This is a genomic window from Nonomuraea mesophila (assembly GCF_004352805.1).
GTDB lineage: Bacteria > Actinomycetota > Actinomycetes > Streptosporangiales > Streptosporangiaceae > Nonomuraea > Nonomuraea longispora.
The window spans coordinates 1-25,263 of sequence record NZ_SMLD01000134.1 but is presented as its reverse complement, the minus strand read 5'-3'; the positions used below and the strand labels follow the sequence as shown (position 1 = coordinate 25,263).

The following is a 25,263-nucleotide window of genomic DNA, read 5'->3' as shown; positions in this document are numbered from 1 at the left end:
GCACAGGGGACGGGGCGGGATCGAGGCGCAGCGCCGGATGGAGCTCGGCCCCCGCCGCGGCCAGTGCGTCCGCGCAACGATCGAGGTCGAGGTGGTAGTAGCTGTCGCGGGCGTCGAAGCTGCTGCGCCGGGAGGTGACCAGCCCGCTGCCGCGCAGCAACCGCAGATGGTAGGAGATCAGGTTCTGCGGATGGCCGAGCAGGTCGACGAGCTCACGGACCCGGTAGTCGCCGGCGGCCAGCGCGGTCAGCAGCCGCCAGCGCAGAGGGTGGGCGGCCATGCGCACGAACGCCGGGGCGGTCGGGGCCGGAGGTGCCATGCCGGCAGAATACATCAAACTGATTTGATGCGTCATCCGGCGAGCAGGGCGGCGCGGGCCAGCCCGATGGCGGCGCCGCCGGCGATCAGCCAGGCGTTGTTGAGCTTGGTGGTCCAGAGCAGCACCAGGCTGAGCACCGCTATGGCCGCGGTCAGCGGGTCGACGACGGCCGTGCGGGCGAGCTGGTAGGAGACCCCGGCCATGAGCGCCAGCGCCGCGGCGTTCACCCCGTCGAGCAGGGCGGACGCCCACCGGCTCGAGCGCAGCCAGCCTGTGAGCCGGGTGAGCAGGCCGACGAAGACGAACGACGGCAGGAAGATGGCCACGGTGGCCACGAACGCGCCGATCGGCCCGGCGACGACATAGCCCACGAAAGTGGCGGTGGTGAACACCGGCCCGGGGGTGACCTGGCCGATGGAGACCGCGTCGGCGAGCTGCTGCGAGCTGAGCCAGCCGAGCCGCTCGACGAAATCGCCGCGCAGGAAGGCCAGCAGCACGTAGCCGCTCCCGTACAGCACCGATCCGATCTTCAGCATCGTGAGGAACAGCTGCGTCAGCTGACCTCCGGTCGGTTCGGGGAAGAGGGGAGATCCGCCGAAGGCGAGCAGCGGGGCGGCGAGCACGCCGGGCAGCCGGTTCTGGTCGCCGGGCGGGCGGCGCGGCAGGCGGCGCGGCAGGCGTACGGCGGCGGCCAGCAGCGCCCCGGCCGCCAGGATCAGCAGCTCGTTGACCCCCGCCAGGTAGGCGGCCAGCGCGGCAAGGGCCAGGGCACCCAGCCACGCGGTCTTGATCACCGTGCGCCACAGGCCGAACAGGGCGTGGGCGATGATGGCGATCACCGCCGGGACGATGCCGTACAGCAGGCCCTCGGCCGCGGGCGTGCTGCCGTAGGTGACGTAAGCCCAGGCCAGGGTGGTGACGATGAGCGCGGCAGGGAGGATGAAGCAGACCCCGGCCGCGACGAGACCGCGCATGCGCGCACGGTCGTGGCCCAGGTGGATGGCCAGTTCGGTGGAGTTGGGGCCGGGGATCAGGTTGGTCGCGCCCATCAGGTCGGCGAAGCGTTCGTCGCTCACCCAGCCGCGGCGGCGCACCAGCTCGTCGCGCATCATCGCGATGTGCGCCGCCGGTCCGCCGAAGGCGATGGTGCCGAGCTTGAGGAACAGCAGCGCCACCTCCCGGACCGCGGGCCAGGACGCCCCCGCCCCGCCGGAGCCTCCGGTGACGTGCTCGCTCACCGCCGCGGTCCTTTCCCTGGTGTGGCCGGCTGACCGCGCCGACTCTATCAAATCCATTTGATGTAACGGTATGTCGTGGATCAAATGCAATGAGCGCCACATGGTTGACCAACTGTACAGTGGGCTGACCGTATGGTTACTATGCTGAGCATGCGGTCAGACACGGACGATCTCAAGGCGCGTGCCAGGATCAGGAACACCGCCCTGGAGCTGTTCGGGGCCGAAGGCGCCAGCGGGGTGAGCCTGCGTGCGGTCGCCGCCCGTGCCGGCGTCTCCCACGCCCTGGTCCTGCACCATTTCGGCAGCAAGGAGGGCTTGCGCAGGGAGTGCGACGCGTACGTGATCTCGCTCGTGCGCGGCGGCCCCGGCATCGAGGCGCTGGGGGAGACGGCGGGATTGGCGGCGATGCTGGAGGCCGCCGGCCCCGTGCGGCGATATCTCGGCCGGGCGTTCCTGGACGGCAGCCCCGAGGCGGCGGCGCTCTACGAGGAGATCGTCGAGACCACCGAGCAGTGGCTGGAACAGGGCGTGGCGGAGGGGTGGGCACGGCCGAGCCAGGACCCGCGCGCCCGCGCCGCCATCTACGTGACCTGGCTGCTCGCCCCGCTGGCTTTCGGCGAGCACCTGTCGCGGGTGCTCGGCCTTCCGGACCCGCACGACATGGACGCCACGTTGCGCTACTCGCGGGCCGGCATCGAGATCTTCACCGACGGCGTGTTCGCCGACGACCGCGCCCTGAGGGCCTGGGAGGCGGTCAGGAAGGAGCGGCGGGCGCCGTGACAGCGCTGCCGCCATGACCGATTTCGCCATCAAGGAGACATGACCATGACCGACATCGCCGGCTTGCTGACCGCCCCCGACAGAGACGCGTTCCTGGCCGGCCTGGCCGGACAGGGGCCGGTGTGCCGGGGCACCTACATCGACGGCAGCCCCGTCTGGCTGGTGACCGGCTATCCCGAGAGCGTCGCGGTGCTCACGGATCCGCGGTTCAGCAGCGATGTCACCCGGCAGTCCACGATCGACCTGGCCGCCGTCGCCGGGCTGCCCGGCGACGTCGCCCCCTACCTGCTGCGCACGCTGGGCGCCAACGACCCGCCCGACCACACCAGGCTGCGGCGGCTGGTGTCGCGGGAGTTCACGGCCCGCCGGGTGGAGAGCCTGCGCCCGCGCATCCAGGAGATCGTCGACGCGTTGGTGTCCGGCCTGCCCGAGGAGTTCGACCTCATCGAGCGCTTCGCCTACCCCCTGCCCGTCCAGGTGATCTGCGAGCTGCTCGGTGTGCCGGCGGCGGACCGCGGCACCTGGCGTTCCTGGGCCGCCGATCTCACGGCTCCCGACCTGGAGAAGGTCGCGGCCGGCGCCAGGGGACTGGTCGGATACATGTCCCGGCTGATCGTCGCCAAGCGTGCGGATCCCGGCGACGATCTGCTGTCAGGGCTGATCAGGGTCCAGGAGGCCGACGGCGACCGGCTCGCCGACGAGGAACTGATCTCGATGTCGATCAGCATCCTGATGGCCGGGCACGAGACCACCGTCGGCCTCATCAGCCAGAGCGTCTGGCTCCTGCTCACCCGCCGCCTCGACCCCGGTGACATCTCGGACGCCGTCGAGGAGTTCCTGCGCTTCACGGGGAGCGCGGAGATCGCCGTCCTGCGTTACACGCTGGAGCCCGTGGAGATCGGCGGCGTGACCATCCCGCAGGGGGAGGCGGTGCAGGTGGTGTACGCGGCCGCCAACCGCGACCCGCGCCGCTTCGACCAGCCCGGCCGGCTGGACCTGCGCCGCGCCGACAACGCGCATCTCGCCTTCGGTCACGGCATCCACTACTGCCTGGGCGCGGCGCTGGCCCGGTGCGAGACCCAGATCGCCCTGGCGACCCTCCTGGACCGCTTTCCCGGGCTCACCCTGAGCGTGCCCGCCTCGGAGATCGGCTGGCAGCCCGGGATGAAACGGGCCCTGACCTCCCTGCCGGTCCGTACGACGCCCTGACCGCTCCGCCGGCCCGGGGCGGGCACAGGGCTCGTCCAGGCCGGCGGAGCGCGGTCAGGACGGCGGCCAGAGCAGCGGGAGGCGGCGCACTCCCGTCATGGTCGGCGTGGGGATGAACTGCACGGGCTCGTCGGGATCGGCGCGCAGGGGGTCGAGGCGATCGAGCAGGATGTCGAGGGCGACCCGTCCCTCCAGCCGGGCCAAGGGCGCCCCGAGGCAGAAGTGGATGCCGCGGCCGAAGGCGAGATGGGGGTTGGGGTCGCGGCCGGGGTCGAAGACACCGGGGTCGGGGAACTGCCGGGGATCCCGGTTGGCCTGACCCATCCAGCACATCACGAGCCGGTCGGCGGGGATCGTCTCGCCGCCCAGCTCGACCTCGCGGGTGGTGGCCCTGGCCAGAGCCGCGAACGGCGTGAAGAGGCGCAGCGACTCCTCGATCAGGGCCGGGACGGAGGAGCGGTCGGCGCGCACCCTGTCCTGCTGCTCGGGGAAGGCGTCGAGGCAGAGCACCGTGTTGCCGAGCAGCATCGTCGTGGTGATGTGCCCGGCGAGCAGCAGGACGATCGCGAAGTTGACCACCTGCTCGTCGGGCAGCCGCTCGCCGTCCACCTCGGCCTCGACGAGCTTGGTGAGCAGGTCGGCACGCGGTCGCGTCCTGCGCTCGGCGGCGTGGGCGGCGAGATAGTCCGACATCTCCTTCCACGGTTTCATCACCGCCTGGACGGCGGCGCCGCGGTCCTCCGACGGCTCGGCGAGCGAGATCTGGCCTTCGCGCTCGAACATCGCGTCGGCCCACTGCTTGAACAGGGCGCGGTCGCTGCTGGGCACCCCCAGCAGCTCGGCGATGACGATGACGGGAAGCGGATAGGCCAGGTCGGTCACCAGCTCGAAGCGGCCGCGCTCGGCCGCCGCGTCGAGCAGCTCGTGGGTGAGCGCGGCGATCCTCGGTTCGAGGTCCGCGACGACCTTCCTGGTGAAGGCGCTGCTGACCAGCTTGCGCAGCTTGCCGTGCTCCGGCGGGTCGATCTGGGTGATGAAGCCCTCCATCGACAGCTCGTTCGTCTCCGGGAACAGTTTCCTGGTCACGCGAATGGTGTCGGAGGAGAACGTCGTGGGGTCGCCGAGAACCTGGTGCAGCTCCGGATATCCGTAGACGTTCCACAGCCCGGTCGCCGAGTCGAACTCGACCGGCCGGTCTGGACCTGGCCCGTGCAACCAGAAGAGCTGCCGGGGAATGTCGTATCGCTCGACGATGTCGGCCATCGTGTCTCCTTAGCCATAGATCCACTGTCGGTAGGGCGGAATCAGCGCCGAGAAGATCGTGATGAACTCGGTCGCCGCCGCGGCGAGCACCTCGGGTGAGGGCTGTTCGGCCGGCTCGAACGCCTCTCGGACGGTGAAGGCGAGCGCGTCGGCCCTGCTGTCCAGGTCGAGCGCCGAATCGGCGGCCTCGGCGCCGTCGAGGACGTAGAAGCCCATCTGCGCCGCGCTCAACGCGTGCGCCAGATGGGGCACGTCGCTCCTGAGCAGCCCGTACTTCTCGCCCACCTCGAAGAAACGTTCGGCCGCGAGGAGGTCGTGGCTGCGCATCGGATGGTGGGCGAGCTTGCCGAGCAGGTCGAGGTCCGTGGTGAGCAGCGCCTGAAGCAGCGGCCTGCGGCACATGCTGAGAAAGGCCAGACGCGCGAAGCGGTGCGGGCGCACGTGCGCCGGATCCCGGCGCATCGCCGCGCACCACTCCTCCACGAGCTCGATGGACTCGCGCAGCATCAGCGCCTCGTAGAGCTCGTTCTTGGTACGCCAGTGCAGGTAGACCGTGCCCTTGCCGACCTCGGCCCGTGCGGCGATGTCGTCGACGGTGACCTTCCGGTAGCCGTGCCGCAGCAGCAGCTCTCCGGCCGCATCGAGAATCCGGTCCGCCCGCTCCAGCAACTGGCCCTCCTTTTGACTGGATATGAAATCTGGTCAACAGTCACACTACGCCGACCACCGGCGAGGTCAAGGGTTTTCGCGGGCGAAGTGTTGTGGCGGCGACGACTCCGGCGGGAGCGGGACTATCGTCGGCGGCAGGCCGCCAGCGCGGCCAGGATGACCTCCACGAGCGGCGTGACGTCGTCGTCGACCGGTTCGGCGGCCTGCCACGGGGTGCGTGGCCGCAGGTAGGCCAGCGCCACCAGGCAGTCGACGGCCAGCTCGGTGTCGAGGTCGGCCGGGAGCTCGCCCCGGTCGACGGCGCGGTGGAGCAGCCGGGCTCCCGCGGCGCGGCGGGGCTGCTCCGCGCTGGTCTGCATGGCCGCGGCCAGGCGCGGGTTCCTGGTGGCCTCGGCGGTCAGGTCGGTGAGGACGCGCATGGTCCGCGGGTCGGCCCGCAGCGCCGAGGCATGGCGTACGAAGCCCTTCACATCGTCGCGCAACCGGCCGGTGTCCGGCAGCGGCACGGCCTCGTCGGCCAGCCGGGTGAGGATCTCCAGCACCAGCGGTTCCTTGGAACCCCAGCGCCGGTAGATGGCGGCCTTGCCGACCCCGGCGCGGCGGGCGACGGCGTCCATGGACATCCGGGCGTAGCCCGTGTCGATCAGCTCGGCCAGGGCCGCCTGGCGGATCGCGTCGGTGACGTCGGCGCGCAGCACGGCCGCGCCGGCCGGCCGGCGCTCGGGATCGGGGGCGGCGTCGGGCATCCGTGAGATCCTCCCATGCGAAACGGAACGGTTGCGTTCCATCGTAGTGCCGGATAGCGTGTCGGCGAAGGAACGTAACGGTTCCGTCCTGACGTCTGACACTTCCAGGTGGTGGCCCATGACAGAAACCGCAGAGGTCGTGGTGGTCGGAGCCGGGCCCGCCGGTCTGGCGCTGGCCTGCGCCCTGCGGCTGCACGGGGTGGCCGTCCGGGTGGTGGACCAGGCTGAGGGTCCGGCCACCACCTCGCGCGCCAACATCCTGCACGCCCGCGGCGTCGAGGTGCTCGACCGGCTCGGCGCGCTCGGTGACCTGCCCGGCCGTTCGGCCCCGTCACTCGTGCTGACGACGTACATCGGCGGGCGGGCCGCGATCGTCACCCGCTTCGGCGACGCCGGCGCCGGCACGCCGAGACCGGCGCTGGTCCTCCCGCAGACCGACATCGAGGGGCAGCTCCGCGCCCGCCTGGCCGAGCTGGGCACCGACGTGGAGTGGGGCACGACCTTGACCGGCCTCGTCCAGGACGAACGCGGCGTCACCGCCGTGCTCGACGGCGGGCGCGAACTGCGCGCAGGCTGGCTGGCGGGCTGCGACGGCAGCCACAGCACGGTGCGCGAACTGGCCGGCATCCCCTTTCCCGGCGCGCCGCTGACCGACCAGTGGCTCCTGGCCGACGTGAACGCCCGCTGGGACCTCGCCCGCGCCGGTGGACACGGATGGGCGCACCGGGACGGCCCGCTGTTCGCCATGCCCATGCCCGGCGGCGAAGCGGACGACCGGTGGCGGCTCATGGCCTACCTGCCGGGAGCCAAGAACGAGCGCCTCACCGAGCCCGAGATCCTCGCGGCCTTCCGCCGCCTGGTGGGCGAACGCGCCGGCCTCGACGGCGAGCGGATCCGCGACGCGATCTGGGCGTCGGTCTTCCGCGTGCACCGCCGGCTGGCCGGCTCCTACCGGCGGGGCCGGGTCCTGCTCGCCGGCGACGCGGCCCACATCCACAGTCCCATGGGCGGGCAGGGCATGGTCACGGGGATGGGCGACGCCGAGAACCTCGCCTGGAAGCTCGCCCTCGTCATCCAGGGCCGCGCCGGCGAGCGGCTGCTCGACACCTACCAGGACGAACGCCGTCCGCTCGCGACCGAGGTGCTGCGCAACACCAGCGCCACCACCCGCCTCCAGATCGGTGACGGCCTGCTGACACGGCTGCTGATCGCATGGGTGCTGGCCCCGCTGGGCAACCACCCGGCGGTGCAGCGCCGCGCCACCCAGGTCGCCTCGCAGCTCGGAGTGAGCTACCGCCGAGGCCCCCTCGCCGTCCGCGGCTCCCTCCTCAGCCCGCAGCGCCGCCTGCCCAGGCCGGGGCGCCGTCCGCTCAGCGCGGACCGCCGGCAACGTTCCGGCGACCGGGTTCCCGACCTGCCGTGCGCAGGCGCCGACGGCGACGCCACCCGCCTGCACGCCGAACTGCGCGGACGCTGGGCGCTGCTGGCCGCCGGGGACGCCGCGCAGGCATGCCGTTCGGAGGCGGGCACGTTCCTGGGCGAGCGCCTCGTCGTGCTCACACCGGACGGGTGGCCTGCGGACGAGGTGTGGCTCGTACGTCCCGACGCGCACCTCGCCTGGCGCGGCCGGCCCGGCTCCGGCGGCCTCACGCGCTGGCTGCGCGGCGCCCTCCGGCACGGACGCGCGCAGGCGTGAGACCGTGCGCCGGCGAGACCGCCGGTGTCAGCCCGGTGGCGCCTTCCTCTCGGGTGTCCTGCCGGCCGGCCGCTCGCCGTCGGGGCCTCGCTCGCCGTCGTGGCCCTCACCGTCGTGGCCGTCGCCGAGCGGGATCTGATCGCCGCCGTACGCGCGGCTCATCGTGACGCGGAGACGGCCGAGCGGGCCCCGCGCCACTTCCGGCGGGACGCGCTCGCTGTCCGGGCGTGCCCCGGGCAGCACCGGGATGGGCGACCTGGCGCGCAGGTGGGCCTCACTGTCGTCCGACGGAGGGGTGTGGACCTCGACGAACTCCCCGTGCGGCAGCCGCCTGATGACGCCCGCCTCCACCCCGTGGTCGAGGACGGTGACGTCCGAGCGCTGCAGGCCCAGGCACAGCCGGTAGGTGACCAGGTAGGCCACCGCGGGGCCCAGGAAGATCAGCACCCGGCCCGCGTACGTCGTCCAGTTGAGGCTGATGTTGAAGAAGGTGGCGATCAGGTCGTTGGCGCCGAGCACCAGCAGCAGGCCGTAGAAGGTGATGCCGGTGACGCCGATCGCGGTGCGGTGCGGGTTGTTGCGCGGCCGGTCCGCGATGTGGTGCTCGCTGCGGTCGCCGGTGATCCACCGTTCGAGGAACGGATAGAGCACCAGGCCGGTGAGGATCAGGCCCAGCGGTCCCAGCGCCGGGATCAGCACGCTCAGCGGCAGCGTGCCCGCCTGGGCGGTGCCGAAGAGGTTGATCTCCCACGAGGGCATGATCCGCAGGGAGCCTTCCAGGAAACCCATGTACCAGTCCGGCTGGGATCCCGCGGAGATGTCCGCCGGCGAGTACGGGCCGTACAGCCAGATGGGGTTGATCTGGGCGAAGGTTGACAATCCGACCAGTACGGCGGCCGTGAACAGCAGGTACGAGCCCGACTTCGCCATGAAGGCGGGCAGCAGCGGCGAGCCCACCACATTCATGGTGGTACGGCCCTTGCCCGGCATCTGCGTGTGCTTCTGCACCCACATCAGGATCAGGTGCACGGTGATGAGCGCGACCAGGATGCCCGGGATCAGCAGAATGTGCAGGGCGAAGAAGCGCGGGATCACGTCATGGCCGGGATACTCGCCGCCGAACAGGAAGAACGACAGGTACGTGCCCACCAGCGGCAGCGACAGCAGCACGCCCTGCGTGATCCGCAGGCCGGCGCCGGACAGCAGGTCGTCGGGCAGCGAGTAGCCGGTGAGCCCCTCGAACAGGGCCAGCGTGAACAGCGCGATGCCGATCAGCCAGTTCAGCTCGCGCGGCTTGCGATAGGCGCCGGTGAAGAACACCCGCAGCATGTGCACCATCAGGCTGGCGGTGAACAGCAGGGCGGCCCAGTGGTGGACCTGCCGGAGCAGCAGGCCGCCGCGCACGTCGAAGGTGATGTCCAGCGTCGAGGCGTACGCCTCGGACATCTGCACGCCCTTCAGCGGCGCGTAGGAGCCGTCGTAGACGACGTGCCCCATGCTGGGCGTGAACCAGAAGGTCAGGAACGTTCCAGAGAGCAGCAGGATGATGAACGTGTACAGAGCGATCTCGCCCAGCAGGAACGACCAGTGGTCCGGGAATATCTTGCGCAGGTTGCGCTTGAAGAAGTTCGCCGCCCCCAGGCGGTCGTCGAGATACCTGCTCGGACCGGCGATGAACTTGGGCACTGTGGTCATGCATGGCCTCCCCGTGGCCGCCGTTCCAGCGCGGGCGGGACGAGGGGAGAGCACACCGTCACTCCACCCGCGGTGAGCCGCCGAAGCAACTGGTAAGCCGCATTACCGAAGCGTAGCCGCAGAACCGTCAAAAGCGGCTAAGCCGGTTCGGTGGTCCGGGCAAAAGGATGGCAGGCCGGCGCGGCGGCCAGGCCGGCCGTCCGGCGACGCTGGCGCGTCCGGCCGGCTCGTGCCGTGGCCGTGCCGCGCGGACGCCACGCGACGCGCCGGGAATGATCCCCGCACCCGCCGCACAGGCTAGGGTTGAGGTTTTGAGGGGAGAGGAGGCGACATGCGCGGGAGACTGCCTGCCGCACTGGTCTTCCTCCTGTCCTGGTTCCTGCCGGCCGTCGCCCACGCCCAGCCCGTCCAACCGGTCACCACAGTCAAGACCGCCACCATCGCGGCCGGGCAGCAGCCCACGGCCAGGCAGCAGCCGCTGCGGCCCACCGCTCTGCGCATGTGGGCCGGCGCGCACGTCTTCACCGGCGGGGGCGGCACGGCGCTGCCCGCCTGCGAGCACCTTCACTTCCGCCACGCGTGGGCCGTGGTCGTCACCAGGCCGGCCGCCGAGGCCGTCGCGCAGCGCAAGCCGGCGGCCACGCCTGCCCGCGCACCTCCCTCCACAGGCTGCTGACCACCTTTTTCCACACGTTTTAGCCTGTGGAGGCTGCCATGTTCCGTGCGCCGTTCTGGCGTGCGGTGACGGCGCTCGCCGTCATCGCGATCTCATCCGTACTCACTCTGACCATGGAGCCGCGTCTAGGTCTGGACCTGCGCGGCGGCACCCAGCTCGTCTTCGAGGCGAGAGACTCCCCGACCGTCAAGGCCGACGCGGCCGCCACCGACCGCGCGTTGTCCGTGCTGCGCCAGCGGGCCGACGCGCTCGGCGTGGTCGATCCCACGCTGGTCCGCTCGGGGGAGAAGCGCATCATCGTCGAGCTGCCCGGCGTGCTCGACCCGCGCAAGGCGGCCGAGGTCATCGGCCGTACCGCGCAGCTCGCCTTCCACCCCGTGACCGGCGCGGCCGAGAAGGGGGACAAGTCGGCGCTGCCCGACGAGAACGGCCAGCTGCTGAAACTCGGGCCGCCCGCCATCACCGGCGACGGCGTGAGCGACGCCGCCGAGCAGAGCGACCCCCAGCGCGGTCCCGGGTGGTTCGTGACCCTCAACTTCCGCGACGCCGCCGCCTGGCAGAAGCTGACCGGCGCGGCCGCCTGCGAACCGGTCGGCGACCCGAAACGCAGGGTCGCCATCGTGCTCGACAAGGAGATCATCTCCTCGCCGCCGCTCGACCCGTCGGTGGCCTGCCAGGCCGGCATCCCCGGCGGGAAGTCCGAGATCACCGGCTCGTTCACGCACCAGGAGGCCCGTGACCTCGCCGTGCTGATCAAGGGCGGCGCGCTGCCCGTCCCGCTCGCCATGGTGGAGCAGCGCACGGTGGGCCCGACCCTCGGAGAGGCGGCCATCGAGGCGAGCGCCCAGGCGGCGATCGTGGGGCTGATCCTCACCGCCGGATTCATCATCATCGTTTACCGCCTGTCCGGTCTGCTGTCCACGGTGGCGCTGGTCTGCTACGGCCTGATCTCCTACGCGGCGCTGGTGGCGATGGGGGCGACGTTGACGCTGCCGGGCCTGGCCGGGTTCGTGCTGGCGATCGGCATGGCCATCGACGCCAACGTGCTGGTCTTCGAACGAGCCAGGGAGGAATACGTCCAGGCGCCCAAGAGAGGGCTGAAGTCGGCGATGGCCAAGGGCTTCAAGAACGCCTGGAGCGCCATCGCCGACTCCAACATCACCACCCTGATCGCCGCCGGCCTGCTGTTCTGGCTGGCGTCGGGACCCGTCAAGGGCTTCGGTGTGACGCTGGCCGTCGGTGTGCTCGCCTCGCTCGTCTCCGCGATGCTCATCACCCGCGTGCTGACCGAGCTCGCCATGAACAAGATGAGCCCGCGCCTGTCGGGCGTCAGCTCGCCCGGTGCCGTCAGGACCTGGCTGGCTCGCAGGAACCCGCAGCTCATGAAGTCCAGGAAGGTGTGGCTGTCGGTCGCGGGCGGGCTGGCCCTGGTGGCCGTCGCCGGGCTGGTCGTCCGCGGCCTGAACTTCGGCGTCGAGTTCACCGGAGGCCGGCTCGTGGAGTTCACCACGAACCGCCCGATCCCGGCCGAGGTCGCCAGTGAGGCGGTCTCGCGCGCCGGGCTGCCCACGGCCGTGGTCCAGTCCAGCGGCGACACCGTCACCGTGCGCGCCGCCGAGCTCGGCCTGAACGAGGCCGCGCAGATCGAACAGGAGCTGGAGCGGGGAGCCGGCGAGGTGACGAAGCAGCGTGAGGAGTTCATCGGCCCGAGCCTGGGTGAGGAGCTGCGCCGCAACGCGCTCATCGCGCTCGGTGTGGCCGTCGCGATGCAGCTGCTCTACCTGGCGGTCAGGTTCCGGTGGACGTTCGGCGCGGCGACGGTGATCGCGCTGCTCGTGGACGTGATCGTGGTCGCGGGCCTGTTCGCGTGGCTGGGCAAGCCGATCGACGGCGTGTTCCTCGCCGCGATGCTGACCATCGTCGGTTACTCGGTCAACGACAAGGTGGTGGTGTTCGACCGGGTGCGGGAGTTGTGGACGGCACGCCGCAAGGAGCCGTTCGCGACGTCGGTGAACGCCGCGATCCTGCAGACCATGCCCCGCACGGTCAACACCGGTCTCGGAGCGCTGTTCATCCTGATGGCCCTCATGGTCTTCGGCGGCGACTCGCTGCAGGACTTCGCGATCGCGCTGGTGGCCGGCATCGTGATGGGTACGCTGTCGTCCTCCTTCGTGGCCGGGCCGGCGTCGATCATGTTGTCCAGGTTCGACGGGCGTCCGCCGCCCGAGCCCGCCAAGCGCCGCGCCCCCGAGGCCCGCAGGGGGTCGGGCGCGGTGGTGTGAGACGCGCCCCGGGCGCAGGCGCGGAGCCTGCGCCCGAGTGCCCGGCGAGGTTCGGGAGCCGCAGGTGACGAGGGGCCGGGGTCAGTCTGGGGCGGCGAAGCGGGACAGCAGATTGCCGGCGGCGGCGAAAGAGGCCACCACGTCGGCCGCCGTGCGTTGCCGCCGCACCAGGCCCACGGCCTGCCCGGCGTAGATGCAGGCGGTGTCGAAGTCGCCCTCGCGGCGGGCCCGCGCCAGCTCCGCCTGCGCCGTCCCGTCGGCGGCCAGTTCCGTCTCCCGGCCCGCCCACCGGTCGAAGAAGGTGTTGCGCAGGGCACGGCCGCCGTACTCGGGGGGCCAGTCGAGCCGCTGGGCGACGTCGAAGACGCGCCCGTAGGCGGTGCCGGTCTCGCCGGCGTCGAGGACGCGCTGCCGCGCCGCCTCCGGGGCGGTCGTCTCCGAGCAGCCGAGGAAGGCGGTGCCCACCCAGGCGCCCTCCGCTCCCGCGGCGAGGACGGCGGCCAGGCCGCGGGCCGTGGCGATGCCGCCGGCGGCGAGCACCGGGACGTCCACCGCGTCGAGGACGCTCTGCAGCAGGGGCAGCGTGGCGACGTCGGCGCGGCCGTGCCCGCCGCCCTCACCGCCGCGGGCGACGACCACGTCCACGCCGGCCCGTTCGGCGGCGCGGGCCTCGTCCGTGGTGCCCGCCTGGACGGCCACGGCGATGCCGGCCTCCCGCAGCGGTCCGACGTACGGCAGACAGTCGCCGAAGCTCACCGAGACCAGGTCGGGACGGACGGCGAGCACCGCCTCGAACTGGGCGTGGTTGGCCGGCAGCGCCCAGGCCATCAGCCCGACGCCGTACGGCCGCCCGCTCGCGGCCGCCACGGCCGCCTGTTCGGTGACCCACGAGCCGGGAGCGGCGGGAGGCACGCCCACCATGCCGAGCCCGCCCGCCCCTGAGACCGCCGCGGCCAGCCGCCCGTCGCCCACGCCCGCCATGGGCGCGCCGACGAGCGGCACGTCGAGCCGGAAACGGCCGGTCAGCCAGGTGTTCGGCATCCTGTCGGCTCCTTCGGTACTCCGGGGGAACGCCTGTCGCTCCACCCCGATCGTGACCATGGTGCCGGCCACCTGGGGGACGTACCCGGAGGCGGCGGGGGAGTCACGTCCTCTGCTGTGCCTTGAAGGCGCCGAGCCAGTAGTTCGGGGCGGACATCCCTTCACCGCGCGGCTTGACGGTGTAGGCGGCGAAGACGCTGTTGAGCAGCCACGGGTCCTTGCCGGGGCCGAAGTTCCGCACCATCAGGTCGTCCTGCTTGAAGCCGTACGTCGCCACCGCGAGCCGGCCGGTGCCGCGGTAGAGGCGCATCTGGTCGCGCAGGAACGTCGACCGGCTCGTGAACCATGGGGAGCTGGTCAGGAAGTCGCGCCACTTGCGCTGGGGGAAGGGCTCGTCGATGGCGGCCTTGATGACCTGCCAGACCTTGGTGCCGGGGGCGAAGCCGTGACGCTGGGCGAAGCCGGCGGCGACGGGGTCCTCCAGGTGCCGTTTCCAGTGCCACACGAGCGAGAACTCGGTGACGAGGAACGTCTGGTCCGCGCGCATCCGCGGCAGGATGTAGTCGAGGAAGGCCTGCGCGTTCTCCGGCGCGGGCAGATGGGGGTGGATGTCGACGCCGTCGATCTCCGGGGTCTCGCGGACGAAGGCCATCCAGCGCTCCGCGGCAGGGGTGCGGCGGTCGGCCAGGTCGAGGCGGTTGAGCGCGCCCATGTAGAGGCGGGTGCCGCAGCCGGCGCCGCAGTGTTCGCGCCGGTGCTCGACGACGTGCCGGGCGACGGTCTCGTAGAAGGTGTTGAGCCGCTGGTCGCGTTCGGCGGGCAGGCTCTCGATGAACGGCTCGTTGCCGATCGTCATGATGTCGACCTTGCCCATCACGGTGGGCAGCACCCGGTCGAGGCGGGCCAGCTCCGCGGCCATCTGGGGGCTGCCTGGCGCGGGAAAAGAAGCCTTGTTGTACGGAAATTTCAGGCTCAGGATGGTCTGGTAACCGCGGTCCGACACGTCGTTGATGGTGCGGATCGCGAAGTGTTCGGCGGGGTCGCCGTCGTCGGCCGCGGGCATGGGGAAGAACCCGCGTACCCATCGGGCGCCGGCCTCCCGCAGCTCGCGGTAGTCCAGGGCGTCGAGGTTCTGGTTGAAGTTCGCCCCGAGGGCCCCGTGCGCGGCCCGGCGGGGCTGGTCGTCCTGCATGGGGTCGCCTCCTCGGGCGGTGGCGTGGGCGGCGGGCGAGAGGGCGAGAACCGCGGTCAGAGTGATGATCGGCAGTCGGCGCAGCATGGTGGCTCCCTGGTGATGGGGGATGAGCGGTTGTCATCGGCGCACTCGCCGGTCATGTTTGCGCTAACTCGATGGCGCTGTCAATGGCCGGTCCCCGGAGAACTCAGCGACGCGGCGGCGCGGTGGACGCCCGGACCACCAGCTCAGGACGGACGAACCGGCTGACGCCGGACGCCGCCCCTGGCCCCGCGGGTGTCTCGATCTGGGCGATCAGGTGATCGAGGCAGCGGCGCCCCACAGCGGCGAGGTCCTGGCGCACCGTGGTCAGCGGAGGCGTGAGGAAGGGTGCGAAGTCGAGGTCGTCGAAGCCGACGACGCTCAGATCGCCGGGCACCTCGCGGCCCAGCTCGGCCGCCGCCCGCAGCACGCCCACCGCCATCTGGTCGTTGGCCGCGAAGACCGCGGTCACGGAGTCGTCGGCCAGCAGGCGCAGGGCCGCGTCGTAGCCGGAGCTCGGCGACCAGTCGCCGACGACGGGCGGCGGGACCGGACGCCCCGCCCGCTTCAGCAGCCGCTGCCAGGCCGCCCTGCGCCGCTGCGCGGGGTTGGACCCGGCGGGCCCCGCCACGTGGTGGACCGTGGCGTGCCCCAGCTCCAGGAGGTGGTCGACGGCCGCGCGGGCGCCGGCCGCCTCGTCCATGCCGAAGGTCGGATGCCGGTGCGCCGCCTTGCTGTCGGCGATGACCAGCGGCACCTCGTCCGACAGCTGGAGATGGGGTGTGTCGAGCACGCGCGCCTCGATCACGATGACGCCGTCGACCGCCCGGTCGGTGAGGCCGCGTACGGCCGCGCGCACGTCCTTCTCCGTGGGCGCGTCGACCACCGCGATGCTCACCGAGTAGCCGCAGGCCTGGGCACCGGTCGCGACGGCCTCGACGATGCGCACGTTGAGCACGGCGCTGAGGTTGAACGTGACGACGCCGATCGTGCCGAACCGCCCGGTGGCCAGCGCCCGCGCGGCGATGTTGGCGCGGTAGCCGAGCTGCTTCATGGCCGTCTCGACCTTGAGCCTGGTGGCGGCGGTCACGCGGTCGTTGCCGTTCACGACCCTGGAGACGGTCTGGCCGGAGACGCCGGCGAGCTTGGCGACATCGGCCATGGACGGCCCTCCGGACGCTCTCGTGCCTGGTGCTCGAACCACGCCGGACGTCTCCCTTCGTCATCGCAGCAGGGGTGGAGCGCGGTAAAGGACCGGGACGGACCGGCCGGGGCCTGGCCGCCGGCCGTGTCGACGTCGCTCAAGGACGTGTCGCCGCCGACAGAGTACATCCCCGCCCGGGGCTGTGGAAATCGTTACCCCGGCCCTCGAACGCTCGCACATCTTGTTTACGCAAACATGCTTATCACGACGTCAAGCCAACTATGCCCAGCACAGTGGCCGGTGCCGGCCGATGAGAAACCTCACGGGCAACATCTTGACGCTGATGGGCGACGGACATAGGTTTGCGCAAACATTAATCCGCTTGACCGGGGGATCCCTGGCGATCAGGGACGGGCGGGACAGGTCGCTGACCGAACCGACGAAGAGGAGTCGCCATGCGGCGGCATCAACGGATCCTTGGAAGCCGGCCCGGCGCGGGCAGCGCCGGGCGACCCAGCCTGGGGCGACGCCAGTTCATCGGCGGCGCCGGCGCGGCCGCGCTCGCGGCGGCCCTCGCCGGATGCACGGGTGGTGGGCAGATGAGCCGGGAAAGCGGCGGTTCGAGCGCATCCCTCCAGTGGTGGGACCAGTTCCGACCGTTGACGAAGATGTTGCAGGACGATCTTTTCGCCCCCTACATGAAGGCGCATCCCGGGGTCACGATCGAGCGGCGCCAGATGGACGTGCCCGACCTTGGGCAGGCGCTCCAGGTCGGGCGGCGCAGCAACCAGATGCCGGACGTGCACTCGCTGGCCGGCCTGGGAACCTCCGCCGCGGCGCTGGTCAGCGAGAGCTGGTTCCAGCCGATCGGCAAGCTCGCCGACTTCAAGGGCAGCCCGGTCGGCGAGTTCCTCCATGACGGCATGCACCGCTTCGACGGCGAGATCTACTCCTTCCCCATGTTCTCCGGCCGCTGGCACGAGGCGGTGCCGTGGTACAACACCGCGCTGCTCAAGCAGGCCGGGGTCGACCCCGAGGAAGAGCCGGCCACTTGGGACGACCTGCGCGACGTCGCCCGGCGCCTCACCAAGGGCACCGGCGACGGCGTGTACGGGATCGTCGTGCCGAGCAAGGAGACCGAATACCTGCAGTTCCTGGTGAACCGGCTGGCCATGACCGCCGGCGCGCCCGGTGGCATCGACTGGACGACGGGCGCGTACGCTTTCGACGCCCAGCAGTACGCCGACGCCGTGGAGTTCCTGATCTCCCTGCAGACCGACAAGGTCGTGCATCCCGCGTCACCGTCGATGGGCGCGCGCGACGCCCGCGCCCGCTGGGCGGCCGGTCAGGCGGGCGTGTACCTGTGGGGCGCCTGGTTCATCGGCGGCCTGCGCGTGGACGAGCCGGAGGCCGTGGAACGCGGGGTCGGGACCTGGCACATCCCCTGCCCCGAGAAGAGCAGGAACTTCGTCTACAGCCCTCCGCAGTCCGGCACCTTCTGGGTGTCGAGCCAGTCCGAACGGGCGAAGGACGCCGCCGACCTCATGCTGCAGATGACGACCAAGGAGTTCCAGGCCAGGCTGGCCGCCGCCATGGACCAGCCGCCCGCCCTGGCCGAGGTGGTGGAGGAGGCGGAGGTGCACCCGGCCTACCGGCAGTGCGTGGCCAACTTCCAGGACGACGTGCGGATCGCCCCGGCACCCGAGGTCGCCACCCCCGGCGTCTGGCAGGTGCTCGCCGAGATGCGCGACGTGCATCCGAACCTCGGCGACATCGTCCAGTCGGTGCTGACCGGATCGACCTCCGACGTGGCCGGCGAACTCCGCCGCTACAACGACGCGATGAGCGCCGAGCGCGAGCGCGCCATCAAGGTCGTCCGCGAGGAGAAGGGCGTCGAGGTCGACACGAAGGCCTGGGTGTTCGCCAACTGGGACAGGAAGGCGGACTACGACCAGCAGGCCTACGCCGAGCGCTGAGCCGCGTCCGCCCGCGAACAGGAGCACGATGACAACGACAATCCGGCGGCGCGAGCGTCCGCCCGTGCCGGCCGCCCGGGACCGCGGCCGGCGGGGGCTGCTGAGCCGCCTGCGGCAGGACTGGTGGATCTACCTCTTCCTGCTCCCGACGGTCCTCGGCTACGGGGCCTACACCGTCTACCCGCTGCTGGCCTCGTGGTGGTTCGCCTTCCTCGACTGGCCGGGCTTCGCGACCGCGGGCACCTTCGTCGGCGTCGAGAACTTCGAGCGGCTGATCGGGGACGACCTGTTCTGGAACGCCTTCTGGAACTCGATCGTGTTCCTGGTGTTCGCCGTACCCCTGCGGGTGGGGCTGGCGCTGGCGCTCGCGCTCGTCCTGAACCGGAAGAAGACGCCGTTCAAGGGCTTCTTCCGCACGCTGTTCTTCCTGCCGGTGGTCACCACGGGAGCCATCGTCGGTGTCGTGTTCACCCTGCTGCTCGACGCGAGTGGCCCGGTGAGCCTGGCGCTGGTCTGGTCGGGGCTGATCGACTCGCCGGCGAACTTCGCGGCCAACGCCGGCACCTCCCTGTACGCCGGGATCGCCGTGTGGGTGTGGAAGTGGCTGGGCATCACGCTGATCTACTGGCTGGCCGCACTGCAGACCATCCCGCAGGGGGTGCACGAGGCCGCGATGATCGACGGCGCGGGCGCCTGGGCAGAGTTCCGCCACGTGACCATGCCGCTGCTCGTGCCGTTCCTGGTGATCATCACCCTGATCGACACGGTGGCCGCGTTCAACGTCTTCGACCTGATGCAGACCCTCACCGGCGGGGGCCCGTCGTTCTCGTCCGAGGTGATCGAGATCTTCATCTTCCGCACGGCCTTCCAGGCCACCGTCCCGCAGCTCGGGTACGCGTCCGCGGCGGCGGTGCTGTTCGGGCTGCTGACCATGGCCTTCGCGATCGCCCAGGCCCTCGGCATGCGCTGGGCCAGGGGCAGGACGGGGGCGGCATGACCGCCGCCGCGAGGACGGGCGTGACCTGGCGTGATCGCCTGTTCCGCCGTCCCAGCCCCGGTCAGGTGGTGACGGTCGTCCTGCTGCTCGTGCTCGGCGGCCTGTGGATCTACCCGTTCGCCTGGCTCGTCTCGGCGTCGCTGAAGTCCTCGCCCGAGATCTTCGGCCGCGGGCTCGACCTGCTGCCGGAGGAGCCGGTCTGGGAGAACTACGCGCGGGCCTGGACCGAGGTGGGCTTCGCCACGTACTTCGTCAACACGCTCATCATCACCGCGGGCACCGTGCTGCTCGTGGTCGTGCGCAGCGCTCTGGCGGGCTACGTGCTGGGCCGCTACGACTTCGCCGGCAAGAAGCTGCTCATCGGGGTGTTCCTGGTCACCTTCTTCCTCCCGGAGGGGTACACGATCATCCCGATCACCCAGCTGACCGACCAGCTGAGCCTGCTCAACACGCACGCCGGCGTGATCCTCGGGCTGGGCGCGGGCGGGCAGATCGCCTCGACCCTGCTCTACGCGGGGTATTTCCGGCGGCTGCCGAAGGAGCTGGAAGAGACCGCCCGCCTCGACGGAGCCGGGCACTTCACGGTCTTCTTCCGGGTCATGCTCCCGCTCGCCTGGCCGATCACCGCCACGGTGGTCATCCTCACGTTCCTGTTCGCCTGGAACGTCTACCTCCTGCCGCTGGTGTTCACGCTCAGCGAGCCCGGCCTGCGGACGCTGGCCGTGGGCATGACCGTCTTCGTCGGAGAGCGGGGCACCGACTGGTCGGGGATGGCCGCCGCGGCGGTCATCTCCCTGATCCCGGTGATCGCCGTCTTCGTCGTGCTCCAGCGCAAGTTCGTCGACAGCATCGCGGGAGCGGTGAAGCAATGACCGGAACGGAGATCCCTGACATGCCCGTCCCCGCCCGTGAGGCGCTCGTGACGATCGACACCCGCCACCCGGAGGGCCGCATCGACGACGACGTCTACGGCCACTTCCTGGAGTCCGCCTTCTTCGGCAACATCGAGGGCGGCGTGTTCGACGAAGGCTCGCCGCTGTCCATCGACGAGCCCGGCCTGCTCCAAGGCGTGCGCGCCGACGTCCTGGAGCTCTGCCGCGATCTGGCCCCCGGCCCCATCCGCTGGCCGGGGGGCAACTTCACCTCGGCCTACCACTGGGAGGACGGCGTCGGCCCGCGCGAGAGCCGGCCCCGGCGGCTTGAGCTGGCCTGGGGCGGGCTCGAGAGCAACCGCTTCGGCACCGACGAGTTCCTGGCCTGGTGTGAGGCGGTCGGCGCGGAGCCGTACCTGGTGCATTCCTGCCGGGACGTCGACGAGGCGGTGCGCTGGGTCGAGTACACCAACGCCGCCCAGGAGACCGCGCTCACCGCGCGGCGCGCCCGCAACGGGCGCGCCGAGCCGTGGAAGGTGAAGTACTGGGGCGTGGGCAACGAGGTCTACGGCCCGTGGCAGATGGGCCACCGCCCGGCCGAGGAGTACGCCGCCGCGGCCCGCGAGCACGCCAGATTCATGCGCCTGGTCGACCCGGACATCCGCCTGATCGGCGTCGGCATCCCCTGGCAGCAGGAGCAGTGGACGCGCCCGCTGCTGCGGCGGGCGGGCCACCTGCTCGACCACCTCTCCCTCCACCTGTACGGCGCCGGCACCCACCTGTGGACGGGTGACGACTACGACGACATCGTCGCCCAGTCCCTGTACTTCGAACGGGAGATGACCGCCTACTCGCAGCTGGTGACCGCGCTCTCCGCGGAGGCCGGCCTGGAGCGCCCGCCCGCGCTCGCCCTCGACGAGTGGAACATGCGCCACCTGGAGCCCGCCGCCTGGCCCGACCCGCAGCCCGGCGACGACGGCGGCATCGCCCCGCGCGAGCTCCCCGACGCGCCGCCCGCCGACCGGCCGGGCCCCGTGCGCGTGAACCGGTGGAGCCCCCGGACGGTCGGCGACCTCCTCTTCTACGCCGGGGTGTTCCACGCCATCCACCGCACCGCGGGCCTGCCCGCGCCCGTGAGCATGGCCAACCCGGTGAACCTGGTCAACGCCAACGGCGTGATCGTCGCTCGTCCCGGAGGCGCCGTGCGCTCGGCCATCTACCACGTCTGGCACCTCTACCGGCACCACCTGGGCCGGACCGTGCTGCCGTCGCGGGTGGACGGCCCGGCGCGGTCGGCGGCGGTCCGGCTCGGCGACAACCGGGGCCCGGACGGCCGGCTGCTCACCGCGCCCATGACCGTCCCCTACATCGACGTGTCGGCCACCCGCGCCGACGACGGCTCCGTACGGGTCGCGGTCGTCAACCGGCACCGCGACGAGACCGTACGCGTGCGGATCGTCCTCGACGGAACCGCCGGCGACACCCCCGCGAGCGCGCGGGTCCGCACCCTCGGGGCGGACGACCCGCACGCGGTCAACACCCTCGCGGATCCTGACGCGGTCACGGTGCGCGACCTCGGGCAGGTCGAGGCGAGCGACGGGACGTGGGCCGCCGGGCCGCACTCGGTGACCGTGCTCGCCTTCTGAGGCTGGCAGGCTGGGGGCCATGCGGTTCCGCGTACGCGAGTTCGAGCTGGCCCTGATGCACCGGATGCGCGACCTCAACGCCGGCCGGGTGGAGGACGCGCTCGCCGTCATGGGCGCGTCCAGGGCCGAGGTGCGGGCCGCGCACACCCACTGGACCAGGCTCGCCCACGCGGCCCGCGCCCCCAAGGGAGCGGCGGTGTTCCGGATGGCGCTGGGCCCGCCCCGCCACGCGGGCCCCCGTGCGTTCGGCAGCCTGACGTGCGACGTGCACCGGTGGGCCCTGCCGTCCTGGCCGGGGCTGGAGTTCGAGGTGCTGACGGGGCCCGGCGGCGAGGTCTGGAACCAGTGGTTCGTCCGGCCCGGCGGCGCTGTGCGGCTGGGCTTCGCGAACCTCACGCCCTGGGCGTGCGTCGTCGCCGACGTGGGCACGAGTTTCCCCGATGCCGTCCCGCTGGAGGGGCAGGCGCCGCACCACTGGGCGGTGGAGTTCACCCATGCGGGCACGGCGTACCGTGCCCGTTTCGTGTACGGCCTCTACCAGCGCCTCGACCGGAGGGTCGGCGGACCGGCCGGCTGAGCACCATCAGGCGCGCCGCCCGGCCCACCTGATGGTGCTCAGCCGGGTCGCGGGCTATGCCGCGACGCCGGACTCCTTGGCCGCGCGGTCGATGGCCGCCAGCTCCTCGTGGGTGAAGCCGAGGTTGTCGACGGCGGCCACGTTGGCCTCCAGCTGCTCGGGGCTGGACGCGCCCACGAGCACCGAGGTGATGCGCGGGTCACGCAGCGCCCAGGCGAGCGACAACTGGGCCACCGTCTGGCCGCGCGCCTCGGCGAGCTCGGACAGCGAACGTACGAACGCCAGCACCTCCGGCGTCACCCGGTCCGCCGTGAGGAAACGCCCCTCGGCGGCGCGCGAGCCGGCGGGGATGCCGTCGAGGTACCGGTCGGTCAGCAGGCCCTGCGCCAGCGGCGAGTAGACCACGCAGCCGACGCCCTGCTCCTCGAGCACCCCGAGCAGGGAGTCCTCGATGCCCCGGTTGAGCAGGGAGTAGGACGGCTGGTGCACCAGCAGCGGGGTGCCGAGCGCGCGCAGCAGGCGGGCGGCCTCGGCGGTGCGCTCGGGGGAGAAGTTGGAGACGCCGACGTAGAGCACACGACCGGTGCGGACCATGTGGTCGAGCGTGGCCATCTGCTCTTCGAGCGGGGTGTCGGGGTCGTCGCGGTGCAGGTAGTAGATGTCGACGAAGTCGAGGCCAAGCCTTTCCAGAGACCGGTCGAGGGTGGCGAGCAGGTGCTTGCGGGAGTTGCCCTTGCCGTACGGGCCGTCCCACATGGGGTTGCTGCCCTTGGTGGTGACCACGACCTCGTCACGCAGGGACCGGGGGAGGATCCGGCCGAACGTGGACTCGGCGGCCCCCAGCGGAGGGCCGTACCGGTCGGCGATGTCGAAGTGGGTGATGCCGAGATCGAGCGCCTTGTGCAGGATCGTGCGCTGGCTGTCGAGCGGCTTGCCCCCGCCGAAGTTGTGCCACAGGCCGAGTGACACGGCGGGGAGCAGGAGACCACTGCGGCCGCACCTTCTGTACGGCTGGCGTTCGTAGTCCAAGGGTGTCCTTCCTGGGTGACGCGAGCAGTGAAACGTTTTACGTAGCCAAGTTAAGCACTTCTTCCCGCTCGCCCGCCTCGTCCCGCGCGCGGTGGAGGACGGCGGAATTGTTCTTTACCGCTCGCGCACGTACGACCCGGCTAACCGGCCCCGGGCTGGACGACCATCAGGACGACCACGACCGCCCACAGCAGGTTGTAACTCCCGGTGAGCATGCTCAGCGTGCGCAGCGCCGCCGGCTCGCCGGGCTCGTCCAGCGCGGCCCGCTGCCGGGGGACGATCAGCAGGGCGAGCAGGCAGCCCGCGGCGAGGGTCAGCACGATGGAGGCGACCAGCCACGTCTCGCCCAGCCTGCCCTGGACGACGGCCAGCACGAGCCCGGCCGCGGGCACGAGGACGGCGGCGATGCCGTAGCCGCGGCTGACGCGGTGGAGCGCGGCGGCCACGGCCCTGCTGCGCTCGGCGTCCTCCGAGGCTCCGGCGACCGGCGCGTACCGGGGGAACAAGCTGGCCGCGACGGCCGACCCCCCGACGAACAGGAAGCCGGCCAGCACGTGCACCGACAGCAGCAGACCCTCCACCGAATCCTCCAGGACGACGAGAACCTTCAGGAAGCCTGAAGCCTAGCACGTGAGCTTCAAGCACTCTGAAGGTGAGGGAGGATCAGCGGAACGCCGTCCGCACCGCGTCGCCGATGTGGCGCTGGACCGGGTCCGCCGCCGGGCCGAACAACCGGTCGTCCACCCGCTCCACGACGTCGCGCGCCGCGTCCAGCAGCCGCGCCCCCTCCGGCGTGACCTCGATGGCCGAAGCCGACCCGGCCCGGGCGGTGCGGTCGCGCACCAGCCCGGAAGCGGCCAGCGCCTTCACCGCCGCGTGCACGCTCTGCACCGTGGTGCCCGACATGCGCGCCAGCTCGCTGAACGACACTCCCGGCATCCTGGCGATGTGGCCCAGCAGCCCCAGCCTGCCGACCGTGAGCTCCAGCGGCGCCAGGGCGGCGCCCAGCTCGGTCTCGATGCGGCGGGCGAGCGTCAGCAGGACGATGGAGGTGCTGGTCACGGGCGGTCTGGGGCGGTCGTTCTCGGCGGTCACCCCCTCAGTCTCCCGCAGCCAGGCGCTCCTCCGTGCGCCACGGTCACGCGCCGTCCCGCGGCCAGGCGCTCTTCCGTACGCACGGTCACGCGCCGTCCCGCGGCCAGGTGAGCTTCGGCCGCTCGGGACTGCCCTCCGGCTTCATCGCCGGCAGCCGGCCCGGATGGTGGTACTGCACGCGCACCTTGCGGAAGTCGCCCTCCTCGCGCGGCCGGCCGTCCTTGCCGAGCGTGGGCGTCACCTCCACCTCGGAGTAGGCGGTCAGCAACGAGCCCGGGTCGAGGTAATAGACCGCGTGGAAGCCGCTGCCCATCCCGCCGGTGTAGGAGTACGGATGGGTCTGCGGGTTCAGGCCCGACTTCTTGAACGACCACATGAGCGACTGGCCACCGTAGTACATGTCGTCGGCGCGCTTGACCGGCGTGTAGTCCACGACGAGCCGGAGATACTGCTTGCCCTCGACCTCGGCCAGCCGCAGCTCGCCCGGCCTGACGAACCCCTTGTAACCGGTCTGGAGCTCCTTGATCCACGCATCGGCCTGGGCCTGCGTCATGCCGCCCGTGGAGATGCCGTCGGCGATGTGGCGATAGGCGCCCTGGAGCCTGCAGAAGGAGGCACCCGGCTCCGGGCCGTCCCACCGCTTGAGCTTGTAGCTGTAGCCGTAGCCCGCGCCGTCGCGGCAGACCGTGACCGGGTCGTCCGCGTCGGCCGACCCCCACACCATGCGGAACTTCTTCGACCGGTAGTCGAACCCGCTCTCCCACACGTACCGGGGCTTGCCTTCCCGGTATTCGGCCTCCTCGGTGTACGACTCCTGCGTGAGGTGAACGACCGGCTGCGTGACCATCTTCCCGAAACCGGCGTAGAACAGCGCCGTGGGATCGAGTGAACCCACGTCCTCGGCGGTCAGGCGGCCCTTCTTGAGCACCTCGAGCGTGTCCGGGTCGCCCGCCGCGGCCGCGTCCCCGCCGCCCAGGTTCTGCCAGACCAGCCATCCGCCGCCCAGGCCGAGCAGCACCACGACCCCGGCGACCGCCGCGAGGACGACCGGACCGCCCCGCTTCCTCGGCGGCGGGGGAGGGGGCATGCCCCTGCTC

The 25,263-nt window shown here is 71.6% G+C and carries 23 protein-coding genes; 10 read left to right on the top strand and 13 right to left on the bottom strand.

Annotated features, from left to right (window positions below; all coding sequences use genetic code 11):
- Together E1295_RS35480 and chrA are read right to left on the bottom strand one after the other, a co-directional pair.
- The coding region (locus E1295_RS35480) for an ArsR/SmtB family transcription factor (RefSeq protein WP_132637506.1) at positions 1 to 319 on the bottom strand (319 nt) is incomplete at its 3' end.
- Between the two features lie 32 nt (positions 320 to 351).
- The gene (gene chrA / locus E1295_RS35475) at positions 352 to 1,557 is read right to left on the bottom strand and encodes a chromate efflux transporter (protein WP_246080742.1); all 1,206 of its coding nucleotides are present in this window, start codon (positions 1,555 to 1,557) and stop codon (positions 352 to 354) included.
- A 150-nt stretch (positions 1,558 to 1,707) separates the two neighbouring features.
- Between chrA and E1295_RS35470 the strand changes: the two genes are divergently transcribed.
- The gene (locus E1295_RS35470) at positions 1,708 to 2,337 is read left to right on the top strand and encodes a TetR/AcrR family transcriptional regulator (protein ID WP_220449054.1); all 630 of its coding nucleotides are present in this window, start codon (positions 1,708 to 1,710) and stop codon (positions 2,335 to 2,337) included.
- 45 nt (positions 2,338 to 2,382) lie between these two features.
- The gene (locus E1295_RS35465; protein WP_220449053.1) at positions 2,383 to 3,546 is read left to right on the top strand and encodes a cytochrome P450 family protein; all 1,164 of its coding nucleotides are present in this window, start codon (positions 2,383 to 2,385) and stop codon (positions 3,544 to 3,546) included.
- Positions 3,547 to 3,600: 54 nt separating this feature from the next.
- Here the strand turns inward: E1295_RS35465 and E1295_RS35460 are convergent, their stop codons facing one another.
- The 3 genes from E1295_RS35460 to E1295_RS35450 form a co-directional block, all read right to left on the bottom strand.
- Positions 3,601 to 4,809 carry a cytochrome P450 gene (locus E1295_RS35460; RefSeq protein ID WP_132637500.1) on the bottom strand — a complete coding sequence of 403 codons (1,209 nt, stop codon included), beginning with the start codon at positions 4,807 to 4,809 and terminating at the stop codon, positions 3,601 to 3,603.
- A 9-nt stretch (positions 4,810 to 4,818) separates the two neighbouring features.
- The gene (locus E1295_RS35455; protein WP_132637498.1) at positions 4,819 to 5,478 is read right to left on the bottom strand and encodes a TetR/AcrR family transcriptional regulator; all 660 of its coding nucleotides are present in this window, start codon (positions 5,476 to 5,478) and stop codon (positions 4,819 to 4,821) included.
- 122 nt (positions 5,479 to 5,600) lie between these two features.
- Positions 5,601 to 6,224 carry a TetR/AcrR family transcriptional regulator gene (locus E1295_RS35450; RefSeq protein ID WP_220449052.1) on the bottom strand — a complete coding sequence of 208 codons (624 nt, stop codon included), beginning with the start codon at positions 6,222 to 6,224 and terminating at the stop codon, positions 5,601 to 5,603.
- Positions 6,225 to 6,342: 118 nt separating this feature from the next.
- Here E1295_RS35450 and E1295_RS52010 point away from each other — a divergent pair, with 118 nt between their 5' ends.
- Positions 6,343 to 7,920: an FAD-dependent monooxygenase gene (locus E1295_RS52010; RefSeq protein ID WP_132637496.1), complete on the top strand. Its 1,578-nt coding sequence runs from the start codon at positions 6,343 to 6,345 to the stop codon at positions 7,918 to 7,920.
- Between the two features lie 27 nt (positions 7,921 to 7,947).
- Here the strand turns inward: E1295_RS52010 and qcrB are convergent, their stop codons facing one another.
- Positions 7,948 to 9,615, bottom strand: coding sequence for a cytochrome bc1 complex cytochrome b subunit (gene qcrB / locus E1295_RS35440; protein ID WP_132637494.1), 1,668 nt, complete (start codon positions 9,613 to 9,615; stop codon positions 7,948 to 7,950).
- Between the two features lie 331 nt (positions 9,616 to 9,946).
- Between qcrB and E1295_RS35435 the strand changes: the two genes are divergently transcribed.
- Together E1295_RS35435 and secD are read left to right on the top strand one after the other, a co-directional pair.
- Positions 9,947 to 10,291, top strand: a complete 345-nt coding sequence (locus E1295_RS35435) for a hypothetical protein (protein ID WP_132637492.1) — start codon at positions 9,947 to 9,949, stop codon at positions 10,289 to 10,291.
- 38 nt (positions 10,292 to 10,329) lie between these two features.
- Positions 10,330 to 12,573 carry a protein translocase subunit SecD gene (gene secD / locus E1295_RS35430; RefSeq protein WP_132637490.1) on the top strand — a complete coding sequence of 748 codons (2,244 nt, stop codon included), beginning with the start codon at positions 10,330 to 10,332 and terminating at the stop codon, positions 12,571 to 12,573.
- 81 nt (positions 12,574 to 12,654) lie between these two features.
- Here the strand turns inward: secD and E1295_RS35425 are convergent, their stop codons facing one another.
- From E1295_RS35425 to E1295_RS35415, 3 genes are all read right to left on the bottom strand, one after another.
- Positions 12,655 to 13,614 carry an NAD(P)H-dependent flavin oxidoreductase gene (locus tag E1295_RS35425; RefSeq protein ID WP_132637488.1) on the bottom strand — a complete coding sequence of 320 codons (960 nt, stop codon included), beginning with the start codon at positions 13,612 to 13,614 and terminating at the stop codon, positions 12,655 to 12,657.
- Positions 13,615 to 13,717: 103 nt separating this feature from the next.
- Positions 13,718 to 14,893, bottom strand: a complete 1,176-nt coding sequence (locus E1295_RS35420) for a hypothetical protein (protein ID WP_220449051.1) — start codon at positions 14,891 to 14,893, stop codon at positions 13,718 to 13,720.
- Between the two features lie 103 nt (positions 14,894 to 14,996).
- Entirely contained in the window at positions 14,997 to 15,992 is a 996-nt protein-coding gene (locus tag E1295_RS35415; protein WP_132637486.1) for a LacI family DNA-binding transcriptional regulator, read from the bottom strand.
- Between the two features lie 437 nt (positions 15,993 to 16,429).
- On the opposite strand from E1295_RS35415, the gene E1295_RS35410 reads away from it, so the two are divergent.
- The 5 genes from E1295_RS35410 to E1295_RS35390 are packed head-to-tail and all read left to right on the top strand — an operon-like array spanning position 16,430 to position 22,042.
- Positions 16,430 to 17,950: an ABC transporter substrate-binding protein gene (locus E1295_RS35410; protein ID WP_132637484.1), complete on the top strand. Its 1,521-nt coding sequence runs from the start codon at positions 16,430 to 16,432 to the stop codon at positions 17,948 to 17,950.
- 28 nt (positions 17,951 to 17,978) lie between these two features.
- On the top strand, positions 17,979 to 18,947 hold the full coding sequence (locus E1295_RS35405) for a carbohydrate ABC transporter permease (RefSeq protein WP_132637482.1): 969 nt from the start codon (positions 17,979 to 17,981) through the stop codon (positions 18,945 to 18,947).
- 20 nt (positions 18,948 to 18,967) lie between these two features.
- A complete protein-coding gene (locus tag E1295_RS35400) occupies positions 18,968 to 19,819 on the top strand; it encodes a carbohydrate ABC transporter permease (RefSeq protein ID WP_220449050.1) in 852 nt (283 codons plus the stop codon).
- Positions 19,816 to 21,465 carry an alpha-L-arabinofuranosidase C-terminal domain-containing protein gene (locus E1295_RS35395; RefSeq protein WP_220449049.1) on the top strand — a complete coding sequence of 550 codons (1,650 nt, stop codon included), beginning with the start codon at positions 19,816 to 19,818 and terminating at the stop codon, positions 21,463 to 21,465. Before E1295_RS35400 ends, E1295_RS35395 begins: the two co-directional genes overlap by 4 nt.
- 19 nt (positions 21,466 to 21,484) lie before the next feature.
- Entirely contained in the window at positions 21,485 to 22,042 is a 558-nt protein-coding gene (locus E1295_RS35390) for a hypothetical protein (RefSeq protein WP_132637478.1), read from the top strand.
- A 54-nt stretch (positions 22,043 to 22,096) separates the two neighbouring features.
- Here E1295_RS35390 and E1295_RS35385 read toward each other — a convergent pair whose 3' ends face one another.
- The 4 genes from E1295_RS35385 to E1295_RS49180 form a co-directional block, all read right to left on the bottom strand.
- Positions 22,097 to 23,071, bottom strand: coding sequence for an aldo/keto reductase (locus tag E1295_RS35385; protein ID WP_132637476.1), 975 nt, complete (start codon positions 23,069 to 23,071; stop codon positions 22,097 to 22,099).
- A gap of 140 nt (positions 23,072 to 23,211) precedes the next feature.
- Positions 23,212 to 23,652, bottom strand: coding sequence for a hypothetical protein (locus tag E1295_RS35380; protein ID WP_132637474.1), 441 nt, complete (start codon positions 23,650 to 23,652; stop codon positions 23,212 to 23,214).
- Between the two features lie 82 nt (positions 23,653 to 23,734).
- Positions 23,735 to 24,166: a MarR family winged helix-turn-helix transcriptional regulator gene (locus tag E1295_RS35375; RefSeq protein ID WP_132637472.1), complete on the bottom strand. Its 432-nt coding sequence runs from the start codon at positions 24,164 to 24,166 to the stop codon at positions 23,735 to 23,737.
- Positions 24,167 to 24,251: 85 nt separating this feature from the next.
- Positions 24,252 to 25,263: hypothetical protein (locus E1295_RS49180; protein ID WP_220449048.1), on the bottom strand; the 1,012-nt coding region annotated here is incomplete at its 5' end.